The 22,696-nt window shown below is 70.1% G+C and carries 19 protein-coding genes; 8 read left to right on the forward strand and 11 right to left on the reverse strand.

What is annotated here, in order from left to right:
* Positions 1–458 precede the first annotated feature (458 nt).
* A complete protein-coding gene (locus CQ044_RS18585; protein ID WP_105689843.1) occupies positions 459–2,345 on the forward strand; it encodes a bifunctional UDP-sugar hydrolase/5'-nucleotidase in 1,887 nt (628 codons plus the stop codon).
* A 54-nt stretch (positions 2,346–2,399) separates the two neighbouring features.
* Here the strand turns inward: CQ044_RS18585 and CQ044_RS18590 are convergent, their stop codons facing one another.
* From CQ044_RS18590 to CQ044_RS18600, 3 genes are all read right to left on the reverse strand, one after another.
* Positions 2,400–3,224: a glutamate ABC transporter substrate-binding protein gene (locus tag CQ044_RS18590; RefSeq protein ID WP_105689868.1), complete on the reverse strand. Its 825-nt coding sequence runs from the start codon at positions 3,222–3,224 to the stop codon at positions 2,400–2,402.
* Position 3,225: 1 nt separating this feature from the next.
* Complete coding sequence (locus CQ044_RS18595; protein ID WP_105689844.1) at positions 3,226–4,941, reverse strand: amino acid permease; 1,716 nt, start codon at positions 4,939–4,941, stop codon at positions 3,226–3,228.
* A 144-nt stretch (positions 4,942–5,085) separates the two neighbouring features.
* Entirely contained in the window at positions 5,086–5,517 is a 432-nt protein-coding gene (locus CQ044_RS18600; protein ID WP_105689845.1) for an SRPBCC domain-containing protein, read from the reverse strand.
* 172 nt (positions 5,518–5,689) lie between these two features.
* On the opposite strand from CQ044_RS18600, the gene CQ044_RS18605 reads away from it, so the two are divergent.
* Positions 5,690–6,067 (forward strand): MmcQ/YjbR family DNA-binding protein, encoded by a 378-nt coding sequence (locus tag CQ044_RS18605; protein WP_052679981.1) that lies wholly within the window; start codon positions 5,690–5,692, stop codon positions 6,065–6,067.
* 7 nt (positions 6,068–6,074) lie between these two features.
* On the opposite strand, the gene CQ044_RS18610 is transcribed toward CQ044_RS18605, so the two are convergent.
* From CQ044_RS18610 to CQ044_RS18620, 3 genes are read right to left on the reverse strand one after another with little or no spacing between them, the layout of a single operon-like run.
* On the reverse strand, positions 6,075–7,058 hold the full coding sequence (locus CQ044_RS18610; RefSeq protein ID WP_105689846.1) for an NAD(P)-dependent alcohol dehydrogenase: 984 nt from the start codon (positions 7,056–7,058) through the stop codon (positions 6,075–6,077).
* A 1-nt stretch (position 7,059) separates the two neighbouring features.
* A complete protein-coding gene (locus CQ044_RS18615) occupies positions 7,060–7,275 on the reverse strand; it encodes a helix-turn-helix transcriptional regulator (RefSeq protein ID WP_105689847.1) in 216 nt (71 codons plus the stop codon).
* Positions 7,275–7,706 (reverse strand): hypothetical protein, encoded by a 432-nt coding sequence (locus CQ044_RS18620; protein ID WP_105689848.1) that lies wholly within the window; start codon positions 7,704–7,706, stop codon positions 7,275–7,277. The genes CQ044_RS18615 and CQ044_RS18620 overlap by 1 nt, the downstream gene beginning before the upstream one ends.
* Before the next feature lie 177 nt (positions 7,707–7,883).
* On the opposite strand from CQ044_RS18620, the gene CQ044_RS19695 reads away from it, so the two are divergent.
* The 3 genes from CQ044_RS19695 to CQ044_RS18635 all read left to right on the forward strand — a co-directional run bounded on the left by CQ044_RS19695 (position 7,884) and on the right by CQ044_RS18635 (position 12,997).
* The gene (locus CQ044_RS19695) at positions 7,884–10,214 is read left to right on the forward strand and encodes a SpaA isopeptide-forming pilin-related protein (protein ID WP_181158390.1); all 2,331 of its coding nucleotides are present in this window, start codon (positions 7,884–7,886) and stop codon (positions 10,212–10,214) included.
* Positions 10,215–10,294: 80 nt separating this feature from the next.
* Entirely contained in the window at positions 10,295–11,881 is a 1,587-nt protein-coding gene (locus tag CQ044_RS18630; protein ID WP_105689849.1) for a SpaH/EbpB family LPXTG-anchored major pilin, read from the forward strand.
* A gap of 165 nt (positions 11,882–12,046) precedes the next feature.
* Entirely contained in the window at positions 12,047–12,997 is a 951-nt protein-coding gene (locus tag CQ044_RS18635) for a class C sortase (protein ID WP_219845000.1), read from the forward strand.
* Between the two features lie 46 nt (positions 12,998–13,043).
* Here the strand turns inward: CQ044_RS18635 and CQ044_RS18640 are convergent, their stop codons facing one another.
* Positions 13,044–15,080, reverse strand: a complete 2,037-nt coding sequence (locus CQ044_RS18640; RefSeq protein WP_181158391.1) for a sigma-70 family RNA polymerase sigma factor — start codon at positions 15,078–15,080, stop codon at positions 13,044–13,046.
* 268 nt (positions 15,081–15,348) lie between these two features.
* Here CQ044_RS18640 and CQ044_RS18645 point away from each other — a divergent pair, with 268 nt between their 5' ends.
* Entirely contained in the window at positions 15,349–16,134 is a 786-nt protein-coding gene (locus CQ044_RS18645) for a VOC family protein (RefSeq protein ID WP_105689851.1), read from the forward strand.
* A 124-nt stretch (positions 16,135–16,258) separates the two neighbouring features.
* The gene (locus tag CQ044_RS18650) at positions 16,259–17,308 is read left to right on the forward strand and encodes a GTP-binding protein (protein WP_105689852.1); all 1,050 of its coding nucleotides are present in this window, start codon (positions 16,259–16,261) and stop codon (positions 17,306–17,308) included.
* Positions 17,309–17,690: 382 nt separating this feature from the next.
* Here the strand turns inward: CQ044_RS18650 and aztD are convergent, their stop codons facing one another.
* From aztD to aztB, 4 genes are read right to left on the reverse strand one after another with little or no spacing between them, the layout of a single operon-like run.
* Positions 17,691–18,875: a zinc metallochaperone AztD gene (aztD, locus tag CQ044_RS18655; RefSeq protein WP_105689853.1), complete on the reverse strand. Its 1,185-nt coding sequence runs from the start codon at positions 18,873–18,875 to the stop codon at positions 17,691–17,693.
* A 26-nt stretch (positions 18,876–18,901) separates the two neighbouring features.
* Positions 18,902–19,822 carry a zinc ABC transporter substrate-binding protein AztC gene (gene aztC, locus CQ044_RS18660; RefSeq protein WP_105689854.1) on the reverse strand — a complete coding sequence of 307 codons (921 nt, stop codon included), beginning with the start codon at positions 19,820–19,822 and terminating at the stop codon, positions 18,902–18,904.
* The gene (locus CQ044_RS18665; protein WP_105689855.1) at positions 19,819–21,027 is read right to left on the reverse strand and encodes an ABC transporter; all 1,209 of its coding nucleotides are present in this window, start codon (positions 21,025–21,027) and stop codon (positions 19,819–19,821) included. The genes aztC and CQ044_RS18665 overlap by 4 nt, the downstream gene beginning before the upstream one ends.
* Before the next feature lie 34 nt (positions 21,028–21,061).
* Complete coding sequence (aztB, locus tag CQ044_RS18670) at positions 21,062–21,991, reverse strand: zinc ABC transporter permease AztB (RefSeq protein WP_105689856.1); 930 nt, start codon at positions 21,989–21,991, stop codon at positions 21,062–21,064.
* Positions 21,992–22,046: 55 nt separating this feature from the next.
* On the opposite strand from aztB, the gene CQ044_RS18675 reads away from it, so the two are divergent.
* Complete coding sequence (locus tag CQ044_RS18675) at positions 22,047–22,688, forward strand: metal ABC transporter ATP-binding protein (RefSeq protein ID WP_105689857.1); 642 nt, start codon at positions 22,047–22,049, stop codon at positions 22,686–22,688.
* Positions 22,689–22,696: the final 8 nt, after the last annotated feature.

The following is a 22,696-nucleotide window of genomic DNA, read 5'->3' on the forward strand; positions in this document are numbered from 1 at the left end:
CCGTTCCGAGTCGTCCCCACCAGCGCACGCCATAGCCCCCGCTCACAGGGACGACCCGAAAGTGGACGCACCAACGCTCCGAGTCGTCCCCACCAGCGCACGCCATAGGCTCCGCCCACAGGGACGACCCGACAGGTGGGCGGCACGAGCAAGCGGCAAGCGACGAGCGGCGGAGCAAGCGGCCCGACATTCTGAGTCGTCCCCACCAGCGCACGCCATAGCCCCCGCTCACAGGGACGACCCGAAAGTGGATGCACCAACACTCCGAGTCGTCCCCGCCAGCGCACGCCAGGGGCTCCGCTGACGGGGACGACCCGGAAGTGGGTGGACGGCTCCCGCGAACGGGGGCGCGCTCGGGCGCGCGGGCGGGGGACGCGGAGGCGCTCATACGAGCGGGCAGAAGATGTTCACGCGCGCTTTGTTGTCGCCGACACCCCGGCGTGGTTGCATCGTTCCTCATGACAGATGAAACACATCTCCACCGCCACGCCGACGCCCCGCAACCCCGCTGGTGCTCGTGCGCCGTCCCGGACGATGTCGAGCAGGAGCGCCGCTCAGGGTTGAGCAGGCGCGGATTCCTCACCGGCGTCTCCGCGGCGAGCGCCCTCGCCGCGGCGGGCTGGGTCGCCACCAGCTCCGACTCGGCGTCCGCGGCCGCGGGCGGCGTCGGCAAGTCCGTGACCATCACGATCATGGGATCCTCGGACATCCACTCCCACGCCGTGAACTGGGACTACTACACCGACGCGGAGTACAAGGACAAAGCCGGCAACGTCGTCGGCCTGGCACGCGTCTCGAGCGTCGTGAACCAGATCCGCGCCGACCGCGGCCGTGACCGCACGCTCCTCTTCGACGCCGGCGACACCATCCAGGGCACGCCGCTCGGCTTCTACTACGCGACGGTGGATCCGATCACCAAGAGCGGCGCGATCCACCCCATGGCCGCGCAGATGAACGCGATCGGCTACGACGCCGTGGCGCTGGGCAACCACGAGTTCAACTACGGCCTCGACTTCCTCGACACCTGGATCTCGCAGATGAAGGCCCCCGTGCTGGGCGCGAACGCCGTGCGCAAGGGCACGACCGTGCCCGCGTACACGCCGTACACGATCAAGACACTGCACCCGAAGGGCGCCAAGCCGATCCGGGTCGGCGTGCTCGGCCTCACCAATCCAGGCATCGTCATCTGGGACAAGGCCAACGTGAGCGGCAAGCTCGAGGTGCTGGACATCGTCGAGACCGCGAAACGCTGGGTGCCCGTGATCCGCGACCAGGGCGTCGACGTGCTGGTCGTGAGCGTGCACTCCGGCGACAGCGGAACCTCGTCGTACGGCGACGCGCTGCCCAACGAGAACGCCGCGGCGCTGCTCGCCGAGCAGGTCCCCGGCATCGACGCCATCCTGTTCGGGCACGCGCACAAGGACATCCCGCAGCGCTTCGTCACCAACGCGACCACGGGCCAGCAGGTCGTGCTCAGCGAGCCGATGTGCTGGGGCCAGCGGCTCAGCGTGTTCGACATCGAGCTGCAGCAGGTCAAGGGTCAGTGGACCGTGGTGTCGAAGAAGGCCACGAACGTCAACACGAACACGGTCCAGGACGATCCGGCGCTCGTCTCGCTCATCAAGGCGCAGCACGACGCCGTGGTCGCGTACGTCAACAAGCCGGTGGCCAACTCCACCGAGGAGCTGTCGGCCGCCGAGTCCTGCTGGAAGGACACCGCGATCCTCGACTACGTCAACAAGGTGCAGGTCGACACCGTGGCGCAGGCCATCGCCGGCACTCCGGAGGCGGCGCTCCCGATCGTGTCGATCGCGGCTCCCTTCAACCGCCAGGCCACCTTCCCGGCTGGGGAGGTCACGATCCGCGACGTCGCAGGGCTGTACATCTACGACAACACGCTCATGGCCTCGGTGCTCACCGGCGCGCAGATCAAGGACTACCTGGAGTACTCGGCGAAGTACTTCCAGCAGGTGGCCCCCGGCGCTCCCGTGGACCCCGCGAGCTGGACGAACGCGCTGAACACCCCGGACTACAACTACGACCAGTTCTCCGGGGTGGCTTACGACGTCGACATCGCGCAGCCGCAGGGATCCCGGATCCAGAACCTGTCCTGGAACGGCGCTCCGGTCGATCCGGCGCAGAAGTTCGTCGTCGCGGTGAACAACTACCGCCAGTCCGGCGGCGGCGGCTTCCCGCACATCGCGACCGCACCAGTCGTCTACAACGCCCAGGTCGCGATCCGCGAGGCCATCGTCGCGTACGCCTCGGCGGCCGGCACGATCGACCCGAAGGACTTCCACGTCGTGAACTGGCAGCTCACGCGCGCCGGAACCCCGGTCTTCTGATCGCCACGACGCCCCTCCGTCCGACCTGGGCGGAGGGGCGTCGTCGTCTCTGCGCTACTTCACCGTCGGCGGCGAAGGGATCGCGTAGCCCGACGGGGCGATGTTCGCGTCGAGGGACTTCTTCCAGGCCCCGGAGGAGATGTATTCCTTGAGCGCGGTGCGCACGGTGTCGAGCCGGTTGTCCCCCTGCTTCAGGCCGACGCCGTAGTTCTCGTCGGTGAAGCCCTTGCCGATCACGCGCAGCACACCCTTGTACTCGGGTTGCGTCGCGAAGCCGGCGAGGATGAGGTCGTCCGTCGACACCGCATCGACCGTGCCCGCGGCCAGATCGCGGACGCATTCGGACCAGGACGGCACCTTCACGACGGTGATCTTCCCCCGGTAGTGCGACGTGAGGTAGTCGATCGACGTCGTCCCGGCGGCCGCGCACACCTTCTTCCCGTCGAGCGTCTCGGGTCCCGTGATGGTGTCGTCGTTGCGGCGGATGAGCAGATCCTGATGAGCCACGAAGTACGGTCCCGCGAAGGCGATCTCCTTCTCGCGCTCGGGCGTGATCGAGAACGTCGAGACGACGAGGTCGACCTTGCCCGAGGTGAGCGCGCTGACCCGCTCGTCCTGGTCGATGCGCTGCCAGGTGATGTTCTTCGTAGGCACGCCGAGCTTGCCGGCGACGTAGTTCGCCGTGTCGATGTCGAACCCCGCGTACCCGGAGTCGGTCTTGAGGCTCACTCCTGGCAGGTCATCGGCGATGCCGATCGTGAGCGTGCCGGATCCGGTCGCGCTGTTGTCGCCGGTGTTCTGCGGAGTCGCGGAGGAGCATCCGGAGACGAGCACGGAGGCGGCCACGAGACTCAACGCCGCGGCGGCGAGGCGGCGCATGTCACCGCCCCCCTTCGCGTGGGCCCGCACCATCGCCGGGCGGGTTCTTGTCGGGTTCGTCGAGGTTGTCCCACTCGTGCATCTCGATCTCGATGGGCCCGACCGGGATCCCCTCGTCATCGTCGTCCTCGTCGCGGTCGTGCACGTCGAACTGCACCGTGCCGATGGCCGCGATGGACTCGGTGCGCGGGCCCGCGGGCCGCGGCGGATACCGCAGGCCGGTGTCGGTCCACTTGCTGAGCATCCGCCCGTCGGTCTGAGCCGCCACGCGCCCCTTCACGATCAGCCAGCCGAGCTCGAAGATCACCAGCAGCACGGGGATCCCGATGACGACCACGACGAAGCCCGTCTTGTGCCAGAAGTACGGCGACGCCTGCCATCCCGAGATCGCCATGCCCACGATCACGAAGACGAGGAAGCCGAGGCCCAGATAGCTCGTCCAGGGAGTCCCCGGGGCCCGGAATGTGCTCGGCGGCAGCACTCCCCTGTCGGTGAGTCTTCGCAGCCGCAGCTGGCAGACGAAGATCGTCCCCCAGGTGAACACGACCGCGATCGAGGCCGCCTCCAGGGCGATCTCGAAGGCGTCGGGGCTCACCGCGTTGAGGATGGATCCGAACACGTAGACCACGGCGGTCATCACGATGCCCGCCCACGGCACGCCGGACTTGCTCATCTTGAGCGTGAAGCCCGGCGCCTGCTTGGCCATGCCGAGGCTGCGCAGCACGCGGCCGGTCGTGTACAGCCCAGAGTTCAGCGACGACATCGCCGCGACGATGAGGATCGCCTGGATCACATTGGCCATCCACGGCATGCCCATCCGCCCGAACACGGTCACGAACGGGCTGATGCCCGGAGTGAACTCGCTGGTCGGCAGGATGCAGACGAGCAGGAGCAGCGCGCCGCAGTAGAAGACGGCGATCCGGACGATGACCGCGTTCACGGCCTTCGGGACCTCGCGCTTCGGATCCTCCATCTCGCCCGCCGCGATGCCGACCATCTCGATCGCGGCGTAGGCGAAGACGACGCCCGACATCACGATGATCGGCCCGTACCAGGCGAAGCCGTCGCCGGTGGGCCAGAACCCGCCGGGATTGGACCAGAGGTTCTGAACGCCCGCGCGGTGCCCGCCGACGTCGAAGCTGAACGCGACGACGATGATCCCCACGACGAGGAACACGATGATCGCGGTGACCTTGAGCACCGAGGCCCAGAACTCGAACTCTCCGAACGCCTTCGCGGACAGCAGGTTGACGACGAGCACCACGGCGAGCGCGATGAGCACCGTGGCCCAGGTGGGCATCTGCGGCCACCAGTACTGGATGTACAAGCCCACGGCGCTGAGCTCGGCGATGCCGGTGAGCGCCCAGTTCGTCCAGTACATCCACCCCGTGTAGTACGCCGCCTTCTCGCCGAAGAACTCGCGCATCCAGGACACGAAGGCGCCCGAGGTCGTGCGGTAGAGCACGAGCTCGCCGAGCGCCCGCATGAGGAAGTAGGCGATCACGCCCACGAAGGCGTAGCTGAGCACGAGGGCGGGCCCGTTGCTGTGCAGCCGGGAGGCGGACCCGAGGAAGAGGCCCGTGCCGATCGCACCCCCGATCGCGATCATCTGCACCTGACGACGGTTCAGGCTCTTCTTGTACCCGGCCTGTTCCGCATCGTGTTCTGCGCCGTGGTCCTCCGCGTGCGTGAGATTCCCGGCATCGGTCTGCGACATGCGATCCCCCTGTCGTTTCACCCGTGGTCACCGGTGGGGCGGGTCGCAGGACGGCTCGGAGCATCGGCGCTGACGTGGTACTGAGAATGGCACGGTTTCTGGACCGAGGGCAATCGGTCGCGCGGCGCGTTCCCGTTCCGGAGTTCAGCCCTGCCGCTCGGCGATCTCCTTCACGCTGCGCACGAGGCTGTCCCACATCGTGGTGGAGTGCAGCGCCGCGGCTTCGTCGGGGTTGTTGTCCTGGCTCAGCGTCAACTCGACCGGACCGTCCCCCGTGATCGTCCAGGTCAGCGTGTGGTAGTTCTCCGGGACGTCGGGCTTCCCCGTGAGCGGGCTGAAGTGCGTGCAGACGAGCCGCCGCCCCGGCTCCGCCTCGAGGATCACGCCTTTGTCCTCGTAAGGGCGCCCCTCCCACTCCCCCTGCCAGCGGATCGGCCCGCCGACCGTCCAGTCCGTGACGACGGTCGTCCCGAACATGAACTCGCGGACCGCCTCCGGATCGGTCAGCACCTCCCAGACGCGATCCGGAGAAGCCTCGATCGCGATGCTCGATGTGGCGACGTAGTCCTCTGGCATGGTCCGCTCCCGTTCGCTCGGTCCCCGCCCCATGATCCGCCGAAACCGCCGACGCGTACAGAGCGGGTCCCGGACGGCTCGCGGTCGCGGTCGCGTCCGGGTGTCGCCCGCGCACGGCATGATGAGGTGCGTGGATCCATGATCGGATCCCTCCTGATGAAAGGCTCGGCGCGTGGCAGGCGACAACATGCAGGACTGGGTGCGGGCGCGTTCCGAGGAGCTCCCCGGTGTCACCGTCGATCAGCCGTTCGGGCCCGAGGTCGACGTCTTCCGGGTGCGCGGGTTGATGTTCATGGCGCTCTCGCCGTCGACGGCGACGGGCGTGACGCTCAAGTCGGCGCCGGCGGATGCGGAGGCCCTGCGCGCCACGTTTCCCGCGATCATCCCCGGCTACCACATGAACAAGAAGCACTGGATCACGCTGCTCGCCGACGGAAGCCTCGAGCAGGGTCTCGTCGAAGAGCTCGTGACCGAGGCCTATCGCCTCGTCGTCGCGAAGCTCCCGCGGGCGCAGCGCCCGGTGGATCCGGAGATCTTCGGGCGGGTGTGATCCGCGGTCACTCCACCGTCACGACGACCTTGCCGACCGTGCGCCCCGCCGCGAGATGGGCGAGGGCGGCGCCGGCCTCCGCGAGCGGCCAGGTGCGCTCGACGACGGGGGCGATGCGGCCGTCGGCGGCGAGCGCGAGCAGTTCGCGGAGCGCCTCCGGCTTGGCGGTCGCGGCGAGCGGGTGGAGCGGACGCCGGGAGAACACGGAGAGTGCGGCCGCGCGGGCGACCCGCGGAATCGGGCCGAGCACGCGCCCGCCCTCCCCCGCGACGAGCACGGCGGATCCGCCGTCGCGTACGAGCCTCCGCACCGCACGCAGCGGACTGTCGCCGGCGATGTCCACCACCACGTCGAAGCCCTTCTCCGGCAGGGCGGCGAGCGGGACGGTCCGACGGTCGTAGGTGGTCGACGCGCCCAGGGACGCGACGAGCGCGCGGTTCCGCTCGGAGCACAACGCGTGCACCTCGGCGCCGCGCACCGCGGCGAGCTGCACCGTGAACGTGCCGACCCCACCGGACGCGCCGAGCACGAGCACGCGGTCGCCCGATGCGACGTCGGCCCGGCGGAGCGCCTGCCACGCCGTGCCGCCGGCGATGGGCAGCGCCGCGGCGGTCACGGGATCGACCTCGGCCGGACGGGGCACGAGGCGGCCCGCCGGCGCGATCGCGTACTCGGCGAGCCCGCCGCCGCCGGGGATCTCCCCCACCACCTCATCACCCACGGCGAATCCCGAGGCTTCGGGGCCGAGGGCGACGACGGTGCCCGCGACGTCGATGCCACGGACCGGCTGCTTCGGACGCGACCAGCCGAACGCGCTGCGCAGCAGCAGCGGCTCGCCGGTCATGATGTGCCGGTCTGCCGCGTTCAGGCCCGTCGCCCGCACGCGCAACAGCACCTCTCCTCGCTGGGGCTGCGGGACGTCGATCTGCGTCCGCGCGACCTCGTCCACGCCGCCGTAGCGGGTCTGGATCCAGGCATCCATGTCGTTCATCTCATACCTCCGGGTACTGGAAGACGTCGTCGAGGCCGACGTCGAAGACGCGGGCGAGCTGGAACGCGAGCTCGAGGGTCGGCGAGTACCGGCCCGCCTCGATCGCGATGAGGGTCTGCCGCGTCACTCCCACGCGGGAGGCGAGTTCGGCCTGGGTGAGGCCACGGGTGTCGCGCAGCGCGCGGATCGAGTTGGTGACCCTGGTCGGCTTGACCATCAGAGGCCCCGCCGATACGCGACGATCCGCGCGATGCTGCCGACGATCGCGGCGACCGCGAAGCCGAAGAACATCGTGTGGGCGATCCAGAACCAGTCGGCGCGCACGGCGCACAGGATGAGCACCCCGACGCCCGCGATCGCGAGGAAGGCCTGCTCGACACGTGTGCCCATCCGCGCGATGTCGCGATCGCGGATGTCGCTCTTGCCGACTCCCCCCGGCTCGCGCATGCCCGCGACGATGCCCCAGAGAATGCTGATGACGATCGTCAGCACGATGCTGGCGCCGATCGTCCACAGCATGATCGGCACCCAGTCGACGTCGGTGAGCGGACCCGGACCTGCCTGACGGAGCACGACCACGACGTACACCGCCATGGCGATGACCGTGACGATGAGGCCCGACCAGACGTTGCGCTCTTCGTAGACCATGAGGGTCTCCTCCTGTCAAAGATTCTTTACATGTGATCGTACGGAGCCGCGATCGGTGATGTCAAGAATCTTTTACAAGTACTCAGTGCGAAAAGTTCTCGAAGATCCTTCGTCACGATCCCGGGGGGTCGAGGTCTCTCTGTGCATCGGCAGACGAAACCCGAGAAGCGAGTGCACGTGAACCCTGAGAACCCGAACGGTCGACCGCAGACGCGGAGCGAGCTCCGGCGCGCCCGCGTACGCCGGCGGCGGCAGACGGCGGCAGCGGCGCTCGGCGTCCTGTTGCTCGTGGGGGGCTTGTTCGCCGTCCTCGGCAGCACGAGGGCGTCGGCCGTCACCGCCGAACCGACCACGCAGCCCACCGCCACGTCCACGCCGGATCCGAGCGCACAACCGACCCCGGCCCCGACTCCGACCGCGGACCCGAGCACGCCCGCGCCGACGTCCAGCCCGTCGCCGTCGCCGTCGCCGTCGGTCAAGACCACGGCCCCGCTCGCGAGCCCGCTCTCCCCCTCCGCGCCGCTGGCGCTGGCGGCCGCTGCTGCTCCCGCGTTCGGCTGCGGCTCGACGTACGTCTACTCCGTGACGACCACGGGCGGCATCTTCCAGACGACCGCCGCCACGGGCGCCAGCACCGCGAACGGCGCGTTCACCGTGCCGGCAGGCGACATCGTCAACGCGCTCGCCCTCGGCCAGGCCGGCAACTACATCTGGGCGCTGGACCGGACCGCGGGGACGATCCTCCGATACGACGCATCGACGGGGCAGACCACGACCTACGGCACGAACGTCTCCGGATCGCTCCTCAACGTCATCGCCGGCGCGATCGACCCGCTGACCGGGATCTACTACTACGTCTGGGTGCCCGACACCCCCACGGGCATCTGGTACATCTACGGGTTCAACACGCTCACCAACACCCCGATCGGCTACATGGGCTCGATCAGCGGGATGGGCTCCTCCGCGAACGGCGACATCGCGTTCGACGCGGCCGGCAACCTCTACATCGTCTCCAACGCGAGCGACACCGCATCCGGGATGGTCTCCCGGGTGAACGGCCCGCTGCCGACGGCCGCCGGCAACGCCGCCCTGACCGCGACGACGATCACGAACGCACTCCCGGCGAACGCGGGCCAGTACAACTCCGTCGCGTTCGGCCCCAACGGCAACCTCGTGATCGGCTCGGCGCTGTCCTCCGGAGCGTCGTCGACCATCAAGCAGGTCGATCCCGCCACCGGTGCCCAGCTCTCGTCCTCCGCAGGCCCGATCGCGTGGGTCGACATGGCCAGCTGCATCTACCCGAACACGATGGTCCTGCAGAAGAACCTCCCGCAGGGTCGCTATGCGTCGGGCGATCAGTTCACCCTCACGATCGGCAACGTCACCAGCTCCGCGAACACCGCGACGACGACCGGCAGCGCGACGGGGATCCAGAGCAGCATCGTCGGACCGCTGCTCGGGCGGAGCGGTCAGACCTACACGATCTCCGAGACCGCGGCATCCGGCAGTCTGAGCAACTACACGAGCACGTGGTCCTGCGTCGACCAGGCCAACGGCAACGTGGTCGTCGCGTCCGGGAGCGGCACCAGCGGAAGCTTCGCGATGCCGAACAACACCGCGGGCGGGGCGAAGGTCGTGTGCACGATCACGAACACGGCCCTGCCCTCGACCGCCACGGTGACGCTCGGCAAGCAGGTCACCGACGTCAACGGCAGCAACCCCACCGCCGCGCAGGGCTGGACGCTCGGCGCCGCGACCACGGCGACCACCGGCACCGTGACGACGTCTCCGACGGGGACGACGGCCGTCACCGGCGCCGGCGGATCGACGGCGCCGTGGACCCTCACCTTCGGATCCGCGTCGTCACGCGCGACGGTCGCGGTCTCCGAGACACAGCAGGCCGGCTACACCTTCAAGTCGGGGAGTTGCACGGTCACGCCCGCGACGGGCAGCCCGACCACCTACACGCTCACCAGCGCCGCATCGTTCCCCCTCACCGGCATCGCCGGAGGCGCGACCGTCGCCTGCACCTATATCAACCAGCCCACGGCCGGGACGATCTCGTGGCAGAAGGTCGACGCGGCTTCGACATCGCACTACCTCGCCGGATCCGAATGGACGCTGCGGGGCCCCGGGGCATCCGGACCGACGATCACCGTGAAGGACTGCACCGCGACGCCGTGCACGGGCACGAACGACACCGACGCGCGCGCCGGTTACCTCATCGTCGGCGGCCTCGCGTGGGGCGCGTACACACTCACCGAGACGAGGGCGCCCGCGGGGTACGTCCTCGACACGACCCCTCGCACGGCCACGGTCGGCGCGACCGCGCTGACGGTGAGCCTCGGCGCGATCAAGAACGTTCAGCAGACCGTGCCCGCGATCCCGCTGACCGGCGGCATCGGCGCCGACGCCTATCTGATCGCGGGCGTCCTGTTCGCCGCCCTCGCCCTGGGCCTGGCCTCACTGCAGTTCTGGCGACGCCGACACCGGCGAAACGCCCTCTGAATCCGTCCGGGACTTGCCCGAGTCCCGGTCCCTCGTCACGCCGCGCCGCGTCGTGATCCACCAATAAGAAAGAGACAATAATGTCGAAATCTCTCACCGCGGCGGTGCGGACGCACCGGACGCTGGCTGCAGCGACTGCGCTGTCGCTCGGCCTGCTGGGGGTGGCTTTGACGGCCACGGCCGCCAACGCCGCCCCGGTCCCCGGTCCCGTCACCAACCAGACCGGATCCCTGACCATCCACAAGTACGCCTACCCGGCCAACGGCTCCCAGAATCCGTCCGGCACCGGCACGAACCCGACGACGTCGCCGATCGACGGCGTGACGTTCCAGGTGTGCGCGATCAACAACGTCACCTCCCTCACCGACACGTCGAACCTCGGCTGGACGCAGGTGAAGAACCTGCAGAACGTCGCCGGCGCGCAGTCCGCGACCGCCCTCACGGGCACGACCGCCGGAGTCGACAGCACCACCAACTTCCCGCTCGGCACCTGCACCAACGTCACCACCGCCGGCGGCGGAATCGCGACCGCCTCTGGCCTCGCGGTCGGCGCCTACCTCGTCCGCGAGATCAGCGCGCCGTCGAGCGTTATCACGATGTCCTCGCCGTTCGTCGTGACCGTGCCGACGCCCGCGGACTCGACCGCGGGCGCCGCGAACACGGGCCTGTGGGAGTACAACGTGAACGTGTACCCGAAGAACGCCACGGGCACCTCCCCGCAGAAGACCGTCGGCGACCAGAGCTCCAACGGATACACCCTCGGCTCGCAGGTCGACTTCTCGGTCTCCCAGCTGATCCCGTCCCTGCCGACCGGACAGGCCTACACCAAGCTCATCGTCTCCGACGTCCTGGACGCGAAGCTGACCCCGAACACCACCTACGTGCCCGTCGTGAAGATCGGCGCGACGACGCTGGCCACCCCCGGTGACTACACCTACACCTGGTCGGGTCAGACGCTCACGGTGACCCTCACCGCATCGGGCCTCTCCAAGCTCGTCGCCGGCCAGACCGTCTCGGTGGGCTTCCGCGCCACGGTCAACGCCGTCGGCGCGATCGACAACACCGCGACGGTCAACCTGAACGACCTGAAGCTGGACGGCACCACGAGCCCGACCCCGACCAACACCGTCACCACCCGCTGGGGCAACCTGCTCGGCACCAAGACCGACGCCGGCAACCCGACGCACACGCTCGCCGGGGCCACGTTCACCGTCTTCGAGACGACCACCACCACCGGCACCTGCGCCGTCCCCGCAGGCGGCGTCACGGGTCTCACCCAGGTCACCCAGCCGAACTCGACCACCCCGCTGGTCGTGACCTCGAACGCGAGCGGATCCATCGCCATCTCCGGTCTCTGGGTCGGCGACACGACCACCGCGGCCAACGACGTGACCAACCGCTGCTACATCCTCCAGGAGACCGCGGCCCCGGCCGGCTACGTGCTCCCGGCGGGCAACGCCGCGCTGACCGCCGTCAACGTGCAGTCCGGATCCACCGTGACCACGCCGACGTTCACCGTCACCAACAACCAGCAGCTGGTCCCCGGCCTGCCGCTGACCGGTGCCGACGGACAGATCATCCTCACGACCGCGGGCATCGCGCTGCTGCTCGTCGCCGCCGGCGGCGTCCTCCTGGTGATCCGCCGCCGCGCACACGCGGAGAGCTGAGCTCCCGCGTCCCAGCCTGGTGGGACGGCCGCTCCAGATCGGCCGTCCCAGCCCGAATGCGGGTGGACGGTTTCCCACTCTCCCCGTCTCCCCGCCTCCCACGGGTGGGTGGTCGCAGCTCCCAGACATGCGACCACCCGCCCCTTCCCGCATTGATAGGAAACCGTGAACCTCGACGACGTGCAGCCGCTGCGACGGGAACGCCACCGGACGCGCCGAGGACGGCGCTGGAAGCCGAACGGCCTGCTGATCGTCACCACGTTCGTCGCCGTCATCGGCGCCACGACTCTGACGTACTCCAGCGCGGCGAGCTGGGTGTCCTCGCTCAACCAGTCCCAGGTCGTGAAGGGCTATCAGCTCTCCGTCGAGCACACGGAGCCCAGCGCCGCGGAGCAGCTCGCCGCCGCCGACCGCTACAACGAGTCGCTCGCGTCCGGCGTGGAACTCGAGGCGAACACCCGCAAACCCATCGGAGCAGGTACCGCGACCGGGACCGTTCCGAGCTACGCGAGCCTGCTGAGCACGCCTACGGGAATCATGTCCCGGATCCAGATCCCGAAGATCGGCGTCGATCTGCCCGTCTATCACGGCACAAGCGACGCCACCCTGCTGCGCGGTGCAGGGCATCTCGAGGGCACCTCGCTCCCCGTCGGAGGCAAGGGGACGCTGTCCGTCATCACCGGCCACCGGGGTCTCGCCGAGGCGACCATGTTCACCGATCTCGACCGGATCCAGCCGGGCGACACCTTCACCGTCACCACCTTCGGCCGCGTGCTCACCTACCGGGTGTTCGATACCCGCGTCGTCGAGCCGTCCGACACCGCATCGCTGCACCCGCAGCAGGACCGCGACCTCGTCACCCTCATCACGTGCACGCCGCTCGGCATCAACTCCCACCGCATCCTCGTCACGGGCGAACGGGTCCGCCCCACGCCGGACGCGGACCTCAAGGCGGCCGAGGCCCCGCCCGTCACGGTCGCCTTCCCGTGGTGGCTCGTGTTCTACGTCACAGGACTCGCCCTGATCGGGCTCTACCTGTGGTGGGGCGGCCGCGTGCGCGCCGCCGATCGGCGTCAGCCTGAGCGGCGCCGTGGTCTCGCCACGGCGGCCCGCTGACGGAGCGTCCGGCCGCCGGGGAGACCGCGCGCTGCTCGTCCCTCGCTCAGGGCACGGTGAGCGTGCTGGTGAGCCCGTATCGTCCGGCCGCGGCATAGCGGACATCGACCGTGCTCGCGCTACCGGCGCCCACCGGCACGATGAGCCGACCCGTCGCATCGAGCGCGCCCGGCGCCCACGCGCCTCCTGCGGTGCGCAGCTCGATGCCCGTGCCCGCGTCGCCCGTGACGACGACGCCGTTCGAGGCGGTCGCGGCGGAGAGAGCGGGGGCGTACAGCGGCACGTCGATGTAGAGGGGCGATGACGTCTCCCCCGACAGGTCCTGCGTCAGGGTGAGGGCGTTGTCACCGGCACTGAGCCCGTCGACGACGGTCATCGTCCAGTTCCCCTGGGGATCCACCGACGCGGTCGTGTCCGCGGATCCGACGGCGGCGTGCACCGTCGCTCCGGGGGCGCCCGTCCCTGTCAGGAGCGGGAAGAGCCGGCCGTCGCCGTCGACCGAGGTCACGACGACATCGGGCAGCGTGCGGCCGACGGTGAGCGGCACCGAGGCCGGCGGGCTGATCTGGAGCCCCCGGGATGCGACCACGGAGAGCGTGTACTGGCCATCCGCGACGCCGGTGATCTTCAACGGCGTGGTCCACATCCCGGAGGGGTTCGCGGAATCGACGGCCTGGGCGACGACCCGCCCGGCGGCGGCGACCAGCTGCACGGTGATCGCGACATTCGCATCCGCGCTTCCGTGCACGAGGAGCAGATCCGACTTCACGGTGCCTCTGCGCGGCGAGATGATCACCGGCGCCGCGGGAACGGCGGCCGGCGGGGGGACGATCGGCGCTGCCGCCGGTGCGAGGGTCGGCAGCGGCGCAGAGGCCGGCAGCGGCGCAGGGGCGACAGGCGTGCTGGCCGGCGATGACGGCGCAAGCGGTCCCGCCGCGCGCGGCGGGCTGACGGGTCCGAGGGGCAGGGCCGGCGAGGCGGGGTCGGTCTGGGGCACCACGATCGGCGGCGCTGAATTCGTCGGGGCTCCTGCCAGCGGCCCGGCCGGGATCGATGGGACGACGCCCGGCCGAGATGTCGGCGGAACCGCCGTCGGGCCGCTCATGGCGACGGTCGGAGGCGCGGACTCCGGCGCAAGTGCCCCGACCAGCGTGACCGCCATCGAGGTCGCGACCGCACCGGCCAGGACGAGGGCCGAGACCTTGAGCGCCACGCCGGTGGACGCGATCGGGGCGCTCGGGGAGAGGAACGCCTGGCCGGCCAGCGCTCCCTCGGTCGCGAAGGCGGATGCCCCGCCCGCGGTCGCCATCCACGCCGTGTAGGCGGCAGCGCCCCCGACGCCGGCGGCGAGCGGAAGCAGCACGAAGCCGATGTGACGATTGGCCTCGTCGGCCTCGTCGGCGACGATCGGGCACGTGGGGCAGGTCTCGAGGTGCTCGTCGACGCGGCGCTGGTTCGGCTTCGTCAGCCTCTTCCTGAAGCTCGCGCCGAGGTGCTCGATCGTCCAGCGACAGTCGGACTCCGCCGGCAGCGAGGCGAGATGCACCTGGATCCAGGATGCCCGCAGCCCTTCCCGCGCCCGGTACGCCAGAGCCGCCACCGCGTTCGGCTTCATGCCCATGAGCGGAGCGACATCACGAGGCGGCATGCCTTCGACCTCGGTGTACCACAGCACTTCCTGCCACTGCGAGGGCAGCGTGCGGAACGCCTGAGCCGCCAGCGATCCGTTGAGCGCGGTCAGCTGGTTCTCCTCGGTGAACCGGATGTCAGGGATGGTCTCGGCGTACTCCATCGGTATCTCGCGGGATACCCGCCCCCAGCTGGACGCGGTGTTCCGGATCGCGGTGAAGAGGTACGGACGGAACCCTGCGGTCGGGCCGCCACCACGGGAGATCGTCTTGTAGATCTTCGTGAAGGCCTCCGACACCAGATCGTCCGGGTCGAAGGTCCCGGTGAACGAGCGCGCGACGGCGAGACCGGCACGATAATGCCGGCTCCAGAGCTCCGCGTAAGCAGCGGCATCTCCTTCTCGCGTGCGGTCCACGAGTTCGGTGTCGGATGAGGCGTCAACGGACTTCGTCAAGTCCTGCAGGCGTGACACGGTGTAGCGCTCCAGATGTGTTCCCCAGGGTGCGGAGCCCTCCCATAGGACTCTGCTGATGGAGAGACGCGGGAATGACCCTTCTATGACGCGAATGTCATGTCCGATCTCGCGAGAGGCGTTCGCGACGTTCTGGGCGGACCGGCGCGTCATGATCGCCGAGCCGTGGCGTCTCTCCGAACGTGACCCGCTTCCTGCGGAGTCCGTCGCGATCCGTCGCTGCCCCACAGGGTCCAGAAAGGACATTCCCATGGTTGAAAGAACCTCCTACACACCCGGTACCCCGAACTGGATCGATCTCCAGTCCCCCGATGTCACCGCGTCGCGCACGTTCTACGGCGCCCTCTTCGGGTGGGCGTTCGAGAACGCGATGGGCGATGAGGGCGAGTACTGGATGGCGAGCCTTCGCGATCTCCCCGTCGCCGCGATCGGCGGCCACAACCCGGAGAACACGGCCCCCGACGCCCCCGCACGCTGGAACACGTACATCGCCAGCGATCGCATCGACGACGTCGTCGCGGCGACCGCGGATGCGGGCGGTACGGTCGTCCTCCCCGCCTTCGACGTCCCCGGAGCCGGGCGGATGGCGTGGATCGCCGATCCGTCCGGTCCCGATGTGGGACTCTGGCAGGCGACCGGGCACATCGGTTCCCGCCTGGTCAATGAACACGGAGCCCCGGTCTGGAACGAGCTGATCACGACGGGCCTCGATTCCGCGCTGCCGTTCTACAAGAGCGTGCTCGGCATCGATGCGGTCACGACGCAGATGGGTGAGGGCGAGTACACGATCCTTCGCGTGGACGGGGTCGATGTGGGCGGCGCGACCCGGCCGCCGATGCCGGAGGCCCCGAACCACTGGCACGTCTATTTCGCCGTCGACAGCGCCGACGATACGGCTGCGAAGGCCGAGGCCCTGGGTGCCACCGTGATCGTCGCGCCGTTCGACATCCCCACGGTCGGCCGTGCCGCAGTTCTGCACGACCCGCAGGGCGGATTCTTCTCCATCCTGCAGCCCGACCTGCCTGCCGGCGAGTAGCGAGGAGCGGGCGCGCCAGCAGAGGGAATCCCGTGGCGCGCCCGCTCACCACGTCGAGCTCACTATTGATATCTGTTCTCAATAGACTGTGTTCGACGGACGGAACAGGCGGGCGGGGACGCGCATGACGACACAGCACGGCCACGCAGAGCCCGCCGGTACCCGCCGGATTCCCGTCATCGCGCTCACCGGATACCTCGGAGCGGGCAAGACGACCCTGCTCAACCACCTCCTGCGCACGCCGGGCGCGCGGCTCGGCGTCGTCGTGAACGACTTCGGCAGCATCAACGTGGACGCAACGCTCGTGAGCGGCCAGATCGACGAGGCGGCGGCGATCTCGGGCGGCTGTCTGTGCTGCCTGCCCGACGCGGGCGGACTCGACGACGCGCTCGAGCGGCTCTCCCATCCGCGACTGCGCCTGGATGCGATCCTCGTCGAGGCCAGCGGCGTCGCCGAGCCGGGGGCGCTCGCCAGGGTGATCCGCTTCAGCGGCGCGGAACACGTGCGGCCGGGCGGCGTCGTCGAGGTCATCGACGCGTACGAGCACTTCCGCACGGTCGACACGCATCCCGATCCTCCGGCACGCTTCGCGGCCGCTTCGCTCGTCGTCCTCGGCAAGGCCGACCTGCTGCCCGACCGCGAGCGGGCGGAAACGCTCGCGAGGATCCGGGAACGAGTGCGCCTGCGCAATCCCTCGGTGCACGTCGTCGAGGCGCGCAGCGGACGGATCGATCCCTCCCTCGTCTTCGACACTGCGAGCACGGAGGACCCGGTGGACGAGCTGCCGCTGGCGCGATTGCTTCGCGAGGACGCGGGCGAGCACCACCACCCGCACGCGGAGGCGGTGTCCGTCGCCCTCGCGGGGCCCGTTCCGCCGGGAGCGCTCGTCGACCTGCTGGAGGATCCGCCGCCGGGCGCGTACCGCGTCAAAGGCCGGGTGAGCGTGCGCGGGGCCAAAGGCGAGCGGGGCTACCTGGTGAACGTCGTCGGCGCCTCGGTGCACGTGGAGGCGTTGACCGAGGCGCCCGAGCTCGGTGAGCTGGTCGCGATCGGCATGCACCTCGATCCGTCCGAGGCCCGCGCCCGCCTGCGCGCGATCGCCGACGCTCCGGACGGCCGACCCGACCCCGCCGGCCTCCGGAGGCTCCGCCGGCACCGCCGCCTCAGCGAGTAGCCGGCCCGGACTTTCGGGGCGCACTCCGGATCCCCCGACTCGTCAACCCGCGTCCCGGATCCCGGCTCCCGGCTCCCGGCTCGCGTACCCCGCAACCCGGTCCCCGGCTCGCCGCTCCCGACCCCTTTTGGGGCGCACTCTCCCGTTTTGGGGCGCACCTCACCCCCAGAACACGAAGAGACGCGCCCCAAAACGACAGAACACGCCCCAAAGTCAGGCCAGGGCGCCCATCCGGCAAGGGCGACCGCATCGAGCACCGAGGCAACCGAGCCGACCCCCGACCCCAGTTTCGGGGCGCACTCCCCCGTTTTGGGGCGCACCTCGTCCGTAGAACACGGAGGGGCGCGCCCCAAAACGACAGAGCGCGCCCCAAAAGGATGCCTCAGTCGGACGCGACCGCGATCTCGTTCGGCGTGTGCTTCAGGCGGGCCGTGGTGAGGACCTTGCCCGACGCGAGGTCGACCACGTGCACGCTGTTGGCGGCAGGCTCCGTCACGTACGCGACATCACCGCGGACCTTGATCGCCGGGTGCGGATCCTGCCACTCGGCCGGCCCCTGCCACGGCTCGACGACCGGGAACGACCGCGCGATCTCGCCGGACGACGGATCCAGCACGTGGATCGAGCCGTCGGTCGCGAGGATGTACGCGAGGTCGCCGGGTCCGCGGGCCACATCGCGGAACGTGTACTGCACGGCGGGCGGAAGGTCGACGACACGGTACGTGCTCGCGGCGGTGTCGATCAGGGTCACCGCGTTGAGCAGGTATCCCTCGGCGTCGCGATCGTTCTTGTAGTCGCCGACGACGATCGGACTCGTGGGAGAGACGAACGCGTTGCCCATCCGGCCGTAGGCGGCGGGGGCGGCGAGCTTGGTGAACGCACCGTCCTTGAAGAGCAGCGCGCCGTCCTCGCAGCCGAAGACGGTCGCGTCGCCCTTCGCCGTTCCCTCGCCGTGGATCCCCGGGCACTGCGCGTTCACGGCGATCTGCTCCCAGCCGCCGTTCTTCGGGCGCAGCGCCTCGGCGCCGGTCCGCGCGGTCTTGTCTCCCACGGTCGTCAGCAGCGTGCCGTCCTCGAGCGCGATCGAGACCCCGTGGTGGGCGCTCGCAGCCTTGTGCCTCTCCCCCGTGGGAGCGGCCGCATACCCGCCGGAGAACGCGTTCGTGTCCAGGATCGTCGTCCCGCCCGTGCCGTCGTCGTAGAGCAGGGTCTTGCCGTCGTGCGCCACGACGTGGCCCGCCGTCGTGGCCGGAATGGTGAGATCGGTCAGTGCGGGCTTGGCCGTGTCGAGCATCTGGAATCCCCGCGAAGTCGTCACCGCGATCGTGCGCCCGTCGCCGAACGGGTTGACCCGCGTGAACTCCTCCGTGTCGAACTCCTTCACCGTCTCGAGCGTGGCGCCGTCGAGCACCGCGATCCCGTGCGGGTAGGTCACGGCGATCCTCTCCGTCGCCGCCTCGGTGGCGGGCGGCGCGGCCCCTCCCGCGGTGCTCGCGCACCCTGTCGCCAGGACGGCGACTCCCGCGAAGACGGCTGCCGCCGTGAGGCGTCGTCTGTGTCGTTGCATCGTTCTTCCTTTTCTTCGAGATGGCCTCATGCGCCGAGACCCTGCGCGATACGCGCCGTGTTGGCCCGCATCATCGTGAGATAGCTGTCCGCTCCCGCTCCCGGAGCGGTCAGGGATTCGGTGTAGAGCTCGACGACCTCGACCCTGAGATCGGCCTCCTCCGCCAGCACGCGGACCAGGCGATCGGGCTGGGAGGACTCGGCGAACACCGTGCGCACTCCCGCGTCCTCGATCGCAGCGACGAGGTCGCGCAGGTCCGCAGCGCTCGGCGCGGCGAGGGTCGTGCCGCCCGGGATCACGGCGCCCACCACGCGGAACCCGAATCGGTCGGCGAGATAGCCGAACACATGGTGATTCGTCACGAGGGCGCGCTTCTCGACCCGGATCGCCGCGAAGGCCGCCACCATCTCGGCGTCGAGTGCGGAGAGCTCGGCGCGGTAGGCGTCCGCGTTCGCTCGGATCTCCGCCGCGTCCACGCCGTCGATCTCGGCGAGCGCGGGTTCGAGAGCGTCCACGACGTCGCGCATCCTCGCCGGATCCGTCCAGAAATGCGGATCCGGCGTGCCCCGCGCATCGCCTGCCGTGTAGGGCAGCACCTCGATGCGGTCGCCGGCCACGAACATCCGCGCCCTGGACTCGGCCGCACGATCGAGATGCTGCTGCAGCCCCTCCTCCAGTCCGAGCCCGTTCGACACGAGCAGGTCGGCCTCCGCGAGTCGTGCCGCCTGCGCAGCCGAGATCTCGAAGGAGTGCGGATCGGCGTTCGGCTTCATGAGCGTGGTGACGTCCGCCTGCTCCCCCGCAAGGCGCGAGACGACGTCGCCGAGGATGTTGGTCGTCACGACGATCTGCGGCCGCACCGACACGACCCCCGTCCCGCTGCACCCCGTGAGCACGGCGCCGAACGCGATGACAACCGCCAGCACGGCGAGGATCCGGCGCGTCATCGACCCACCTCCGCGAAGAAGACCGGACGGGTCGGCGTCTCGATCGTGCGGGCGATGCGCGCCCCGTCGGCGTAGTCGATCTCCCGGACGACGCCCTCGGCAGGAGATCCGATGTACGCGCGCTGGGCGTCCAGCCACAACGACGCGACCCCTGGATCGCCGACGACCACGGGTGCGGTCGCCGCGATCTCGGCGCCGTCGGCATAGACACGGATCCGCCCCTCCCCGTCCAGCGCGACGACATGGCCGGCCTCGTCATCCACCGCGACGGCACGCACGAGCGCCTGCCCCGTCGCGACTCTGGACCACGCGCGTTCCCGGGTGTCGAGCAGGAGGAACCCGTCGCCTCCGGTCACGCCGGCGACGGTCGGGCGGCCCTTGCGTCCGTCGAAGCCGAGCGGACGGGATCCGCCGTCGACGACGGGGATCCGCTCGAAGACGGGCTCGCCGTCGCCGGTGACCAGCACGGCGCCGTCCGCGCAGCCGATCGCAAGGCCGGCCCGCGTGGTGATGCTCCCGGCCGGATCCGCGCAGTCGACCTCCGCACCGGACGGCGTTCCAGATCGGTCGTGATAGCGCAGCACACCGTCGACGGCGATGACGGCGCCCTCGCCCCAGGGCGCCACGATTCCGCGGGCGGCGCCCGTGCGCAGGCGGAACGACTCCTCGACGCTCCCCTTCGAGAGTGCCTCGTTGTCGAGCAGCACGGCCTCGCCGGATCCTTCGAAGAAGATGCCGGTGGACCCGGCCGTCGCGAGCGGACCGGTGGCGAGGACGGCCGGGCCGTCACCCCGGACCGTACCGAGGATCGCGGGCGCCGCACGGTAGTAGTGGAAATGGTCGACGTGATCCCAGGTCCAGGCTCCGCTGTCGACGACCTCGATCCCCGCATCGGTCGTGACGAACGCGTAGCGGCCGTCACTCGCGAGTGCACGCGGCGCGCCGATGCGGCCAACCGCGGACGCCGCGCCGTCGAGCAGGTCGACGAGACCGACCTCGCCACGCTCGTCGACGGAGAGCAGCATGAGCGGCGGCTCGGCGACCTCCTCCGCCCCGGTGATCGCGCCGTGCCCGGCCGCCGAAGAAGGCGGAGCGGTTGTTGCGGGCGGCGGTCCGGAGCATCCGGAAGCGGAGAGGAGGACGAGTACCGTGCCGAGCAGTGCGGTGACGCGATGCCGGGTCGGAGTGCGGTGAGGGGCGGGCATCGAGGCCTTTCCAGGGATCAGGACGGTCGGATGTTCAGGCGGGCGAAGCGTCGATGGAGAGCGGCAAGGCGTCTGCTGCTGCGTCATCGCGAAGTGCGGACGCCGTGGTCGCCGGCTCGACGCCGGGCGGGTCCGACCGCCGGGCTCGGCGCGGATGGAACGCGGCGCGCAGGATCCCGGACAGTGCCGCGATCAGCACGGCGGCGCCGGCGATCGAGGCGCCGGCAGCGGTACCCGCATGCCACGAGAGGATCAGCCCGGATGCGACCGCGAGAGCACCCAGGAGTGCGGCGAGCGCCATCGTCACCGGAATCCGCGGTGCCCATGACCGGGCGGCGACTGCGGGCGCGAGCAGGAGTCCGACCACGAGCAGCGTCCCCACGGCCTGATACGCCGACACGACGGCGAGCGTGACGAGGCCGACGAGCACCACGTGCGAGAGCCCAGGACGAAGGCCGAGCGTCGCGGCGATCCTCCGGTCGAACGCGGCGGCGACGAAGGAGCGGTGGAAGGCCGCTGCCACCACGAGCGTCGCCGCCAGCGCCAGGGCGAGCACGACGAGGTCGGAGCCATCGACCGCCAGGATGTCGCCGAAGAGCATCGCGGTGGCGTCGGTCGCGAACGTCCGCGAGTGCGAGACGACGATGACACCGATCGAGAGCATGCTGACGAAGAGCAGGCCGATGCTCGTGTCGAAGGACAGCCGCCCCCGCCGCTGCAGGATCCCGATCGCGCCTGCCATCGCCGTCGCGGACACGGCGGCGCCCGCCATCGGCGGCAGTCCGATGACCGTGGCGAGGGCCACGCCGGGGAGCATCCCGTGGCCGAGCGCCTCCCCGAGGAACGCCATCCCGCGGATCACGACCCAGGTGCCCACGACCGCGCAGATGACGGCGACGAGCACGCCGCCGACGAGAGCGCGCAGGACAAAGTCCGCGCTGAAGGGATCGGTGAACCAGGACATGGGTCCCGATCCTAACCACAAATGAGAATGATTATCAATTGCTACAGTGGCGGCTATGAATCATCCTCGAGTCGCGATCCTCGCCACCTCGCTCCGCTTCGGCTACGGAGACCTCGTGGTGCTCGACGACGTCTCGATGCGGCTGCACGCCGGCGAGGTGACCGCGATCGCCGGACCCAACGGCGCGGGGAAATCCACGCTGCTCGAAGTGCTCGCGGGCGTCCTCCGCCCGCGCTCCGGCACCGCCTGGCGCTCCGACCGCGTCGCTCTCGTCGTGCAGCGCCCCGACGCTCCGCCCGCGCTTCCCCTGACGGTCGCCGACGTCGTGGCCATGGGCCTGTGGGGCCGAAAGGAGCATCGACAGAAGGACGTCGGCGGAGTCGCACGTCGGAGGGTTGCCGAGGCGATCGACCGTGTGGGCCTGACCGGCCGGGAGCGGACCCTGCTCTCGGAGCTGTCCGGAGGCCAGCGCCAGCGCGCGCTGCTCGCCCAGGGCATCGTCCGCCACCCCGGGATCCTCCTCCTCGACGAACCCGCCGCCGGCCTGGATGCCGAGAGCCGGGCACGGACGCGAGCGATCCTTGCGGAGGAGGCCACCCGCGGCGCCGCCGTCGCCTGCGTGACGCACGACGAGGACGCGATCTCCGCCGCCGACCGCGTGATCCGGATCGAGGGCGGTCGGATCACCGTGGCCTGAGACCGGCC

It is taken from the genome of Microbacterium sp. MYb64, from assembly GCF_002979495.1.
Taxonomy (GTDB): Bacteria; Actinomycetota; Actinomycetes; order Actinomycetales; family Microbacteriaceae; genus Microbacterium; species Microbacterium azadirachtae_A.

Bases quoted from the DNA above. Each gene is read 5' to 3' on its own strand.
- CQ044_RS18585 (WP_105689843.1), top strand. From the start codon at position 459: ATGACAGATGAAACACATCTCCACCGCCACGCCGACGCCCCGCAACCC.
- CQ044_RS18590 (WP_105689868.1), bottom strand. From the start codon at position 3,224: ATGCGCCGCCTCGCCGCCGCGGCGTTGAGTCTCGTGGCCGCCTCCGTG.
- CQ044_RS18595 (WP_105689844.1), bottom strand. From the start codon at position 4,941: ATGTCGCAGACCGATGCCGGGAATCTCACGCACGCGGAGGACCACGGC.
- CQ044_RS18600 (WP_105689845.1), bottom strand. From the start codon at position 5,517: ATGCCAGAGGACTACGTCGCCACATCGAGCATCGCGATCGAGGCTTCT.
- CQ044_RS18610 (WP_105689846.1), bottom strand. From the start codon at position 7,058: ATGAACGACATGGATGCCTGGATCCAGACCCGCTACGGCGGCGTGGAC.
- CQ044_RS18615 (WP_105689847.1), bottom strand. From the start codon at position 7,275: ATGGTCAAGCCGACCAGGGTCACCAACTCGATCCGCGCGCTGCGCGAC.
- CQ044_RS18620 (WP_105689848.1), bottom strand. From the start codon at position 7,706: ATGGTCTACGAAGAGCGCAACGTCTGGTCGGGCCTCATCGTCACGGTC.
- CQ044_RS18630 (WP_105689849.1), top strand. From the start codon at position 10,295: ATGTCGAAATCTCTCACCGCGGCGGTGCGGACGCACCGGACGCTGGCT.
- CQ044_RS18645 (WP_105689851.1), top strand. From the start codon at position 15,349: ATGGTTGAAAGAACCTCCTACACACCCGGTACCCCGAACTGGATCGAT.
- CQ044_RS18650 (WP_105689852.1), top strand. From the start codon at position 16,259: ATGACGACACAGCACGGCCACGCAGAGCCCGCCGGTACCCGCCGGATT.
- aztD (WP_105689853.1), bottom strand. From the start codon at position 18,875: ATGCAACGACACAGACGACGCCTCACGGCGGCAGCCGTCTTCGCGGGA.
- aztC (WP_105689854.1), bottom strand. From the start codon at position 19,822: ATGACGCGCCGGATCCTCGCCGTGCTGGCGGTTGTCATCGCGTTCGGC.
- CQ044_RS18665 (WP_105689855.1), bottom strand. From the start codon at position 21,027: ATGCCCGCCCCTCACCGCACTCCGACCCGGCATCGCGTCACCGCACTG.
- aztB (WP_105689856.1), bottom strand. From the start codon at position 21,991: ATGTCCTGGTTCACCGATCCCTTCAGCGCGGACTTTGTCCTGCGCGCT.
- CQ044_RS18675 (WP_105689857.1), top strand. From the start codon at position 22,047: ATGAATCATCCTCGAGTCGCGATCCTCGCCACCTCGCTCCGCTTCGGC.